We start from the raw sequence: 11,331 nt of genomic DNA, 5'->3' as shown, positions 1-11,331 counted from the left end.
AGGTTATGTTTGGCAGTATGTGAGCAATCCTAAAGCCATTATGGCTATATCGGGTTTTGTCGCACTAATGGCCATGTATAACGTCATTCCAGCCAAAATCTTTTGGCCATTGATGATTTGTTATGTATTCGGGTTGATGCTGTGGGGGATTTATTTACTCATTGTACGTCGTCGACATGCAGCACAAGGTGAAGCTCTTGCCGATGCCATTGCACATGACACCAATGCAGAATATGGCAAACAAAAAAACAAAGATGAACTTTATTTGATTCAGCAACAAATGAAAGAATCTATTCAGTTGATTCGAAAATCAAAACTGGGGGATAAAAAAGGCAATGCTGCACTCTACGAGTTGCCATGGTATATGGTGATTGGTAATCCTGCTGCGGGTAAAAGTTCGGCCATTTATAACTCAGGTTTAAAGTTTCCTTTTGAAGAAACCCATCAAAAATCAGTTTCTGCTGGACTCAGCGGAACGCGTCATTGCGACTGGTTTTTTTCAACAGAAGGTGTGTTATTAGATACTGCGGGTCGTTATTCCGTTTATGCGGAAGATCATTTTGAATGGTTAGGTTTTTTAAATATTTTGAAAAAAAACCGCTCAAAAGCACCAATCAATGGCTTGATTGTGATTGTCAGTATTGCTGAGTTGGTCAGTAACAGCCCAGAAAAGTCGATCAAATTGGCAAAGAATTTACGTGCACGGATTCAAGATCTCACTGAGCGCTTAGAGGTTTTTTCGCCTGTTTATTTGGTCTTCTCTAAAATGGATCTGATTGCAGGCTTTACTGAGTTTTTTGAATGCTATGAGGTCAGTGAGTTTGATCAGGTTTGGGGGGCAACACTGCCTTATACAACCGATGGGGCCAATAATGCTGTTGAATTGTTTGAAAAACACTATTCCATCTTATATGACGGTTTAAAAGGCGTTAGTACTACACATCTCAGCCGCCGACACTCGCAGAATATTTCTCCAAGTGTCATGACATTTCCTTTAGAGTTTAAAAGCTTAAAGCCTGCATTAAAGACATTTATTGGCACGCTGTTTGAAGATAACCCTTATCAATTTAAACCTGTTTTCCGTGGCTTTTATTTCTCCAGCGCACTTCAAGAAGGCATTATTGAAAGTCCAATGACCGAGCAAATTGCTCAAGACTTTTTATTGCAAAAAGGTTTAGACAATGAAAATGGCATTCCAACACGCTCTGTTTCGCAAAACCATGGTTATTTTTTAAAAGGTTTATTCTCAGACATTATTCTGAAAGACAAGAACCTCGTTAAACAGCATATTAACCCTAGCCGAAAGCGTCAGCGTTATATTGCCTTTGTTGCCGCTTTATTTGGTGTAGCCATCATTTTAAGTCTATGGGTGTGGTCTTATCGGAATAATCAGCAATTGATTGCAGACGTACAAGCCGATTTAGACAAAGTCGTTTTACTTGAAAAGCAATCGGGCCAAGAGTTGTCTACACAACTGAGTGCACTCTTGATTTTACAGGAACGCATGCAGCAGTTGGACCAATTTGAAGAAGATCGTCCTTTAAAGCTAGGTTTTGGTTTATATCAGGGAGATGAGCTGCGGGAGAAGTTAAAAACAGAATATTTAAAAGGTGTTGAGCAAATCGTCTTGATTCCAACACAACAAAATATTGCCCAATATCTACAGCGGGTGAAAAGCAATGAAGAAAAATTGCGCACAAACCATGCAAATGTAGAGCTGACACCTGTTGCAAAAACACAGCAATATTTAGAGCCTAATGATGCAAATCCACAAGATGCATACAATGCTTTAAAAGCCTATTTAATGATGGGTAATACTCAATATATGGATGCAAGCCATTTAAGTGATCAAGTCACACGTTTCTGGCGTTCATGGTTGGATAATAATCGTGGTCAAATGCCACGTGGAGAAATGATCCAAAAGGCAGAGCAAATTTTGTCGTATAGCATGACTTTAGCTGGTGATCCTAAATTTCCTGTACTCAGCTCAGACAGCTTGGTGGTGGATCAAACGCGTCAAGTTCTCTTGTCTGTTGTTCGTGGAATGCCTGCACGAGACCGTGTTTATAATGAATTAAAAATGCGTGCGGCTGTCCGTTATCCAGCATTAACCATAAAGCAAATGCTTGGCGATGCCAATCAAAATGCAATCTTAGGCAGTTATGCCTTACCGGGTATGTTTACACATGCTGCATGGTCAGAATATGTTGAACAAGCCATCGATGAAGTTGCAAAACGTCCTACGGATACCAAAGACTGGGTGCTCAACAGCACACAGTCAGATGACTTATCATTTAGTGGTAGTCCAGATCAAATCCGTAAACAACTCACAGAACTCTATAAAAAAGAATATATTGCAGAGTGGCGAAAATTTTTAGGTGCGATACATTATGCAAAAGCTAAGGATTATGGACAACAGGCGAGTTTCGTTCAAGTTTTAGGTGAGCCTGAAAACTCACCCATTCGAAGTGTTTTTGATCGCGTTGCGAAAGAAACCAGTTGGGACAATCCAGTCGTAATGGCGGAGTTGGCAGCGCCACAAACAGGTTTTGTGGCTTGGTTCAAACGCAAAGTATTAAGACGAGATGAAACTCAGCTTGATGCCAAAGTCATGAATCAAGCGCAAGGCCCGATTTCTAAAGAATTCCAGATGTTTTATCAGCTGGTGCGTAAGCGTGATGATCAACAAAATAAGTCTTTGCTTGATGAATACATGCTATCTTTAGCGCAAGTCCGAAGTAAATTCAATGACTTGAAAAGCTCAGGGGATATTGGACCATCTGCGATGAATTTGGTTAAGTCGACCATTAATGAGCAAAACTCTGTTTTTAATACAACGCAGAAGCTGGTCGATGAAAAAATGTCCGTTGGTTTGTCTGAGGTTGATCAGAAACTGCTCCAAAAGCTGTTGATGTCGCCACTGACACAATCATTTGAAAGTTTAATTCTCCCCGCACAAGATGAGATGAATAAGCTATGGGTTATGCAAGTCTACCAACCTTTTAACACGAATCTGAGTAAAAAATATCCATTTAATTCTTCAGCGACATTGCAAGCAACCAGCAATGAAATTAGCCAGATTCTTGGAGAAAATGGCAGTATTGCGCGTTATGTCAAAGAGTATCTTGATCCACTGGTCATTCGTCGTGGTTATACCTTGACCTCTAAGACGTGGAAAGATTTAGGGATTAGCTTAAATCCACAGTTTGTTATGAATTTTCAAAGCTATGTTGCGCCAAGTAATGGCATGGCAACTGGAGCGCTAAATCAATCTTCATCTGCACCTGTTGCTACGGCTCAATCCAATTTTCAATTTTACCCAATTGAAAATCCTAAGTTTTTATCCTATACCATTGATATTGATGGACAAAGAATGCTTTATGAAAACGGCATTCAACAATGGGTGAATTTTGTATGGCCAAATGCTGGAGCAATTCCAGGCGCACGTATTACAGCCATTGATTTAGATGGGAAAACCCATACGATTTTTGAGGCGCCCGGTGAATATGGCATTAACCGTTTAATTGACGGTGCTGAACGAACGCAACGTGGCGGAAGCTATGAAATGATTTGGAGAAATCAGCAAAATCCAGAGCTTGCAGTAAAAGTCAATTTCCGTTTAATCAGCGGCGACGCAAATGGTGGAGTAGGCGGGCAGCGCAGTTACAATGGCATGCAACTGGTCGATCAAATTGTCACCAATAAATCCGTACGTGTGGTGGCAGCGCAAACCACACCTTCAGCAACAGTTTCAAGTCCTAAAGCTCCAACACCGGGGATACAGGAGTCTCGTTTATGATTTCTCGAAAGTGGCTAGGTTGTAAGGAGTATTGCGATGGATGAACTGCGGACCTTAGCTTTATATTATGGAAAATGTCCTGCACGTGGTGATTTCTTAAAAACACGCGGCCAGTATGCCTTAATTCAACTGATTGATCAGTGGATTACTGAAGCATTAGAACATGCCATGCAATCAGAGGGATTTAGTCAAGCGTATGAAAATCTACCTTCATTAGACTTTTTTATTGCCAATCCACAAGAAAATAATTTTCTTGTGGCAAATTTGATAGCCAGTCACGATAGTTCTGGTCGTCAATTTCCAATGGTTTTGAGCCACTTATTAGAGGTTGAAAATAGTTTTGATAATCTTATTTATGCGCCATATCGCTATAAGCAAACTTTAATCGATTTATTCCAAAAGAATCGTGTGGTACGTTCGATACGTGACCCCAATATCGTGTTTGATAAATTATCTAAATTAAATAATGAGATACAAGTTTTTAATAACAGCGAAGTTTCGGCATTTTATGAACACCATACGATACATTCATTTGCTCAATTACTAAGAATGAGCAGTTACGAGCTTGCACAAAGCATGATTGGACTCGGATTATTGTTACAGCCCGTCATTCAACATGGTACTAGTCGCTTAACTAAAGTGTTGATTTTACCTATTAATAACTCTAGCTACTGCTATGAAATTGCAGCTTTTTGGGTCAATCTAATCAGTTTTTTTATTCAAAATCAAAATGCTGAGCTTCTGATAGGGATTTTACATAGCGAAAAACCAGTACTTCTTTTTGGCTTTCAAGGGGCAGATATTATGACCTTAAGTGAAATTTTCACGCAAAAGTTAGATTCAGATCACTGGGTTTCATTGGTTCAAGCCAATTGGATTGATGCATATTTAGAGCAAAATGCCGGTTTGGCAACGCTGGAGCAAGCTTTGTGTGAGCGGCAATTGAGCTTAATACAAGCTGTGAAACTTTTTAAAAAAACTTTTATAGATTAGTAAAATATGAAAATAAATCATAGATTTAAGTCGAATAAATGGCTGCTGACTTTAACGTTGGTTTTGAGCGTGAATGTCTGGGCTGAACCGATTATTGTTGAAGGTGTTGTTCCAAATGATACCAGTAAGCAAATCATTTTAAACAAGATGTATAGTGTTTATGGCGCTGACCAAGTGATTGATAAAATAAAGGTTAAAGCGGTTAATGCTCCAAATGGTTGGAGTGAATCTGTTGCGAATATGGTGGTTCCAGAGTTAAAAAAAGTTCACCAAGGTAAACTTTCTGTACGTGGTACGCAAATGGAACTTAATGGAAAAATATCGAGTTCAAATGAAGTTCAGCCTACAACAAGCTTATTCCAAAGTTTAGTAACGCCACCATATCGCTTGAATGCGCAGCTTTCTGTCAATCAGGCTGAACAGCAAATTGTAGATGAAGCACTTAAAAACAGAATTATAGAATTTGAATCTGGCAGTGCAGTTTTGGCTATGAGTGGAACTCAGATCTTAGATGAAATGGCAGTGGCTCTAAATAAGGTCGGTGGAAAAAAGGTTAAAATTATTGGACACACAGACAGCTCAGGTGACGCTGCAAAAAATCTTGCTTTAAGTAAAGAGCGTGCTGTAGCTGTTAAAAACTACTTGATCAATAAAAGTATTTCTGCAGAACGTTTAAGCGTCGAAGGATTAGGCTCGAACAAACCTGTTGCTGATAATGCGACTGCAGATGGCCGTAAGAAAAACCGTAGAATTGAATTTGATGTGATTTAAGTTATTTATGAGAAGCTACATAATCAATTGTAGCTTTTTATAAACAACTTAAAGTTCGTATAATTTACGTGATTATGTTACTTCGCCCTCAATTTTATAAACAAAAAGCCTTATGTATCAATAACTTAAGGCTTTTTATTTGTCAAATTTGCGATAATCGTAGATGCACAGAGGGCGATTTAACATCAATCTGCATTATACGAAATCAGTCTGGCGAGGACTGAGGAGGAGGGGACGACGACGCAAGGACGTAGCCTGATCTGATTTTTAAGAGGTGGCACACTACTGTCTAATAGTGTGCCTGACTCTCGAAAGTTTTTAGTAATTTGCTCTATGAGCTATATATATCAAGGGTTTTAGACTTATTGAGAATGGTTCGCATTAATACTCTATTTTGATTAAATATTCATCTATTTTTACTTTCAGCAACCATCATTCTGACCATGTATAGAATTCTTTTTTTATCTTCTTTTTCTAAACTTCTTACATCATTTAATATTATTGTCATTTCTTCATCTATATTTTCCTTTTCCCCAAATACAATACTATCAATGCTCATTCCAAGAGCAATACTTAACTTTTTCAACTGTTCCAAAGTTGGATTTGGATTCTCTATCGTCATTGTTCTATGCAATGTTTTGTAGTTGATTCCTGATATTTTTGCTAAATCAGTAATGTTTATTTTTAACTCCTTGCATTTTTGATCAATTCTTTGACCTAATGTGTTCATTTCAAAAATCTCTTCCTAATTATCAATATCTTATTCGAATATCTCTCATTTAATAGATTATTTTTGTTTACCTGTCTCATTTAATAGATTAACATCTCGTATATTAGATTTTAGCTCTATTAAATGAGATAAAAATAACATGCTCGATTTCCTCCGTTTAGCGATTCCAATCAATCTTGCGTATGTACGCAGTTTTGATAATCACCATACATTTAATGGTGATATTCGTGACTTCGGAATTCCTGCTGCAACTCGACATGTAAGTAAGACAGATGACGGGCAGACCATAACAGGGGATTTGTATCACCCTTATGAAGCCCTCCCAAGTGATTACACCGACATGGCGGTAAAGTTTTATACCAATACTATGAACACTGTGCCTTATGTTGAATTGAAAGCATCTCCACTTAAGCTTTTGCAAGGGCACAATGTTTTTGGTTTCGAGTCTATAGAACTTGGCGCATTTCACATGCTTGGTATGTTCTTTGAAGCATTTCCAAAGCTTTCAGGTATTCTCGATGTAGATAAGACAGAAGTCCTTTGTCTCGATACCACATATTTATTTAGATTGCCTCACCAAAACATGGTTCAACCAGTTTTAGATTACATGGCAAATCTTGCATCAGGTCACCGTAAAGCACGTCAAGTTAAATACGAAAATTACATTACGTGGGGTAACGATGCTGCCAGTGTCCGCCCTAAAGCTTATGGCAAATTTGAAGAAGTAAAAAGCCAGTTAAATAAAATCCAAAAACAGGCTGACAAGGGCTGTCAACGCTCTAGATCACTCGTCATTGCTATGACTAATGCTTTGCCTTTTGCGAATGCTGTTTTACGTCTTGAGGGTCGTATTTGTAAAACCTATATGACTAAAAATGGCATCCCATCGAATTTATTTGAGCTAATCAAGCTCCAACATGAACGGCCAGACTTATTGCTACATCTCTGGCGTGTAGCTTTCGATCCTATCTTAGACACAATGAAGGGTAAATATATGAATTTTTCATCTGATGGAGAAATCTTGGATTTACTCAAATCCAAGTTAGTAACTTATACAAAGACTAATAAGCCTAGTTATACCAAGGCTAACAATGCTTTTAAGTTTTATTCATTAATGCGTCAAGTGGGATTAGACGCTACAAAAAAGCTTTATAGCGAAGCTCAATTTTATAAATGTCTAAATTCACTTTTAGAGTGTGGTGTAAGTAAATCACACCTACAAAACCTCAATAAAAATCCAAACGGCAAAGTCATTCCATTCGTACGTATGTTCGAACTCAAGATGTGCGATCAAATGCCATCTGATTATCAAATTCCAGTTTCGCAGTATCACAGCCCACAGTCGGGTTTATATCTAGTGGCTTAATTGCCTGATTAATTAAGGAAAACATCATGTTAAAAGTTGCTCTAAATACAATGACCATTATGCCTACAGCCGGTTCATTTGAAACTGAAGACCCAAAAACAAAAGAAAAAGGTATTGGTCACTGGTTTCAAACAACGATGCTTGTGCCACAAGTACATGTACTTGCTCCGAGTTCTGTTGGATCTATGCCTAAAGAGCAAATTATTGCTGTTTTGCATCAATGTGCTCAAAACAGCCAAGAAGTAGAAATTGAATATTCAGCAGATGGTAAGGATGGCAAAGGACGTCCAAAGTATTCGATTTATTCAGTTAAGCCAGTACCGAAGAAAAATCCATGAGATTCGTATACATGCCTTATGAATTTGTAGATGTGCCATTTACTGAAAGCTATTGGGAAAATCTTGGCTGTGAATGGTGGTATGACAAATACTTATTGTAAATCAAAGGCTTAATATACTTAATTGCGTATAATTTACGTGATTATGTTACTTCGCCCTCAATTTTATAAACAAAAAGCCTTATGTATCAATAACTTAAGGCTTTTTATTTGTCAAATTTGCGATAATCGTAGATGCACAGAGGGCGATTTAACATCAATCTGCATTATACGAAATCAGTCTGGCGAGGACTGAGGAGGAGGGGACGACGACGCAAGGACGTAGCCTGATCTGATTTTTAAGAGGTGGCACACTACTGTCTAATAGTGTGCCTGACTCTCGAAAGTTTTTAGTAATTTGCTCTATGAGCTATATATATCAAGGGTTTTAGACTTATTGAGAATGGTTCGCATTAATACTCTATTTTGATTAAATATTCATCTATTTTTACTTTCAGCAACCATCATTCTGACCATGTATAGAATTCTTTTTTTATCTTCTTTTTCTAAACTTCTTACATCATTTAATATTATTGTCATTTCTTCATCTATATTTTCCTTTTCCCCAAATACAATACTATCAATGCTCATTCCAAGAGCAATACTTAACTTTTTCAACTGTTCCAAAGTTGGATTTGGATTCTCTATCGTCATTGTTCTATGCAATGTTTTGTAGTTGATTCCTGATATTTTTGCTAAATCAGTAATGTTTATTTTTAACTCCTTGCATTTTTGATCAATTCTTTGACCTAATGTGTTCATTTCAAAAATCTCTTCCTAATTATCAATATCTTATTCGAATATCTCTCATTTAATAGATTATTTTTGTTTACCTGTCTCATTTAATAGATTAACATCTCGTATATTAGATTTTAGCTCTATTAAATGAGATAAAAATAACATGCTCGATTTCCTCCGTTTAGCGATTCCAATCAATCTTGCGTATGTACGCAGTTTTGATAATCACCATACATTTAATGGTGATATTCGTGACTTCGGAATTCCTGCTGCAACTCGACATGTAAGTAAGACAGATGACGGGCAGACCATAACAGGGGATTTGTATCACCCTTATGAAGCCCTCCCAAGTGATTACACCGACATGGCGGTAAAGTTTTATACCAATACTATGAACACTGTGCCTTATGTTGAATTGAAAGCATCTCCACTTAAGCTTTTGCAAGGGCACAATGTTTTTGGTTTCGAGTCTATAGAACTTGGCGCATTTCACATGCTTGGTATGTTCTTTGAAGCATTTCCAAAGCTTTCAGGTATTCTCGATGTAGATAAGACAGAAGTCCTTTGTCTCGATACCACATATTTATTTAGATTGCCTCACCAAAACATGGTTCAACCAGTTTTAGATTACATGGCAAATCTTGCATCAGGTCACCGTAAAGCACGTCAAGTTAAATACGAAAATTACATTACGTGGGGTAACGATGCTGCCAGTGTCCGCCCTAAAGCTTATGGCAAATTTGAAGAAGTAAAAAGCCAGTTAAATAAAATCCAAAAACAGGCTGACAAGGGCTGTCAACGCTCTAGATCACTCGTCATTGCTATGACTAATGCTTTGCCTTTTGCGAATGCTGTTTTACGTCTTGAGGGTCGTATTTGTAAAACCTATATGACTAAAAATGGCATCCCATCGAATTTATTTGAGCTAATCAAGCTCCAACATGAACGGCCAGACTTATTGCTACATCTCTGGCGTGTAGCTTTCGATCCTATCTTAGACACAATGAAGGGTAAATATATGAATTTTTCATCTGATGGAGAAATCTTGGATTTACTCAAATCCAAGTTAGTAACTTATACAAAGACTAATAAGCCTAGTTATACCAAGGCTAACAATGCTTTTAAGTTTTATTCATTAATGCGTCAAGTGGGATTAGACGCTACAAAAAAGCTTTATAGCGAAGCTCAATTTTATAAATGTCTAAATTCACTTTTAGAGTGTGGTGTAAGTAAATCACACCTACAAAACCTCAATAAAAATCCAAACGGCAAAGTCATTCCATTCGTACGTATGTTCGAACTCAAGATGTGCGATCAAATGCCATCTGATTATCAAATTCCAGTTTCGCAGTATCACAGCCCACAGTCGGGTTTATATCTAGTGGCTTAATTGCCTGATTAATTAAGGAAAACATCATGTTAAAAGTTGCTCTAAATACAATGACCATTATGCCTACAGCCGGTTCATTTGAAACTGAAGACCCAAAAACAAAAGAAAAAGGTATTGGTCACTGGTTTCAAACAACGATGCTTGTGCCACAAGTACATGTACTTGCTCCGAGTTCTGTTGGATCTATGCCTAAAGAGCAAATTATTGCTGTTTTGCATCAATGTGCTCAAAACAGCCAAGAAGTAGAAATTGAATATTCAGCAGATGGTAAGGATGGCAAAGGACGTCCAAAGTATTCGATTTATTCAGTTAAGCCAGTACCGAAGAAAAATCCATGAGATTCGTATACATGCCTTATGAATTTGTAGATGTGCCATTTACTGAAAGCTATTGGGAAAATCTTGGCTGTGAATGGTGGTATGACAAATACTTATTGTAAATCAAAGGCTTAATATACTTAATTGCGTATAATGTATATTATGTTAAATAAATAACACCTGCTAATTTGTTCATTATTTCTGATATAGATTAAATCAGGTTTTATTATCTGTCAAATTAGTAATGCACTTTTATGTTTGCTTCAGTTAAATAGGTTTTCTTTAAGGTCTTATTCTATAAAAAGAAAGGTCTACATTTTAAGACACTAAATCAAATGGCAGAAGATTTTTACAAGTCGGCTGACTAGAATCTCACAAGTGAATGTCTCCTGCTATTTCAGCACACATCAATGTTAATTATGTTTAAATTTCAACCCTCCCATTTTTCAACTAGCTCAGGTTATAATGATGGCCTCCAAAAATATGGTTTATCTATTATGAATGCCTCCAATGACCCTCTACACGGCAAAAAACTTGCTGACATTTTGGATGAGTTATTGGATTACTATGGTGGCTTTGAAGGCTTAAGTCGTAAAATTGAAATTAGATGTTTTTGTATAGATCCAAGTGTTAAGTCATCATTACGGTTTTTACGTACCACACCATGGGCACGTGAAAAAGTTGAAAGCTTATATTTGTATGTCTTACGTCAAAAAGCCAAACAAAAATCGTAGCTATCAAAACTCAGCATAATATTTTATACCAAACAGTAAACTAAACTTATTGAATAGCCAATGATTTTGTAGACACCTTTTAATTAGTGGTGGACTGCCACCACTCTCCTGGCAAAA

10 protein-coding genes are annotated in these 11,331 nt (G+C 37.3%); 8 read left to right on the top strand and 2 right to left on the bottom strand.

What is annotated here, in order from left to right; all coding sequences use genetic code 11:
• The first annotated feature begins 40 nt into the window (after window positions 1–40).
• The 3 genes from tssM to AC0KVP_RS08930 are packed head-to-tail and all read left to right on the top strand — an operon-like array spanning window position 41 to window position 5,563.
• Complete coding sequence (tssM, locus tag AC0KVP_RS08940; RefSeq protein ID WP_473340476.1) at window positions 41–3,799, top strand: type VI secretion system membrane subunit TssM; 3,759 nt, start codon at window positions 41–43, stop codon at window positions 3,797–3,799.
• Between the two features lie 36 nt (window positions 3,800–3,835).
• Window positions 3,836–4,792 carry a type VI secretion system-associated protein TagF gene (gene tagF / locus AC0KVP_RS08935; protein ID WP_473336114.1) on the top strand — a complete coding sequence of 319 codons (957 nt, stop codon included), beginning with the start codon at window positions 3,836–3,838 and terminating at the stop codon, window positions 4,790–4,792.
• A gap of 6 nt (window positions 4,793–4,798) precedes the next feature.
• Window positions 4,799–5,563 (top strand): OmpA family protein, encoded by a 765-nt coding sequence (locus tag AC0KVP_RS08930; RefSeq protein ID WP_473336111.1) that lies wholly within the window; start codon window positions 4,799–4,801, stop codon window positions 5,561–5,563.
• A gap of 406 nt (window positions 5,564–5,969) precedes the next feature.
• On the opposite strand, the gene AC0KVP_RS08925 is transcribed toward AC0KVP_RS08930, so the two are convergent.
• Entirely contained in the window at window positions 5,970–6,293 is a 324-nt protein-coding gene (locus AC0KVP_RS08925; RefSeq protein WP_438331000.1) for a helix-turn-helix domain-containing protein, read from the bottom strand.
• Between the two features lie 139 nt (window positions 6,294–6,432).
• Here AC0KVP_RS08925 and AC0KVP_RS08920 point away from each other — a divergent pair, with 139 nt between their 5' ends.
• Window positions 6,433–7,659 (top strand): phage/plasmid replication protein, II/X family, encoded by a 1,227-nt coding sequence (locus AC0KVP_RS08920; protein WP_473336108.1) that lies wholly within the window; start codon window positions 6,433–6,435, stop codon window positions 7,657–7,659.
• 26 nt (window positions 7,660–7,685) lie between these two features.
• Window positions 7,686–7,997, top strand: a complete 312-nt coding sequence (locus AC0KVP_RS08915) for a hypothetical protein (protein WP_473336106.1) — start codon at window positions 7,686–7,688, stop codon at window positions 7,995–7,997.
• A gap of 476 nt (window positions 7,998–8,473) precedes the next feature.
• On the opposite strand, the gene AC0KVP_RS08910 is transcribed toward AC0KVP_RS08915, so the two are convergent.
• Complete coding sequence (locus AC0KVP_RS08910) at window positions 8,474–8,797, bottom strand: helix-turn-helix domain-containing protein (protein ID WP_438331000.1); 324 nt, start codon at window positions 8,795–8,797, stop codon at window positions 8,474–8,476.
• 139 nt (window positions 8,798–8,936) lie between these two features.
• Between AC0KVP_RS08910 and AC0KVP_RS08905 the strand changes: the two genes are divergently transcribed.
• The 3 genes from AC0KVP_RS08905 to AC0KVP_RS08895 all read left to right on the top strand — a co-directional run bounded on the left by AC0KVP_RS08905 (window position 8,937) and on the right by AC0KVP_RS08895 (window position 11,214).
• Complete coding sequence (locus AC0KVP_RS08905; RefSeq protein WP_473336108.1) at window positions 8,937–10,163, top strand: phage/plasmid replication protein, II/X family; 1,227 nt, start codon at window positions 8,937–8,939, stop codon at window positions 10,161–10,163.
• 26 nt (window positions 10,164–10,189) lie between these two features.
• Window positions 10,190–10,501: a hypothetical protein gene (locus AC0KVP_RS08900; RefSeq protein WP_473336106.1), complete on the top strand. Its 312-nt coding sequence runs from the start codon at window positions 10,190–10,192 to the stop codon at window positions 10,499–10,501.
• Between the two features lie 476 nt (window positions 10,502–10,977).
• On the top strand, window positions 10,978–11,214 hold the full coding sequence (locus AC0KVP_RS08895; protein ID WP_003651786.1) for a VF530 family protein: 237 nt from the start codon (window positions 10,978–10,980) through the stop codon (window positions 11,212–11,214).
• The last annotated feature ends 117 nt before the right edge of the window (window positions 11,215–11,331 follow it).

This window comes from Acinetobacter sp. DL27 (assembly GCF_055810995.1).
Note: the sequence above shows the minus strand (reverse complement) of the source record. Positions and strands in the feature narration are given on the sequence as shown.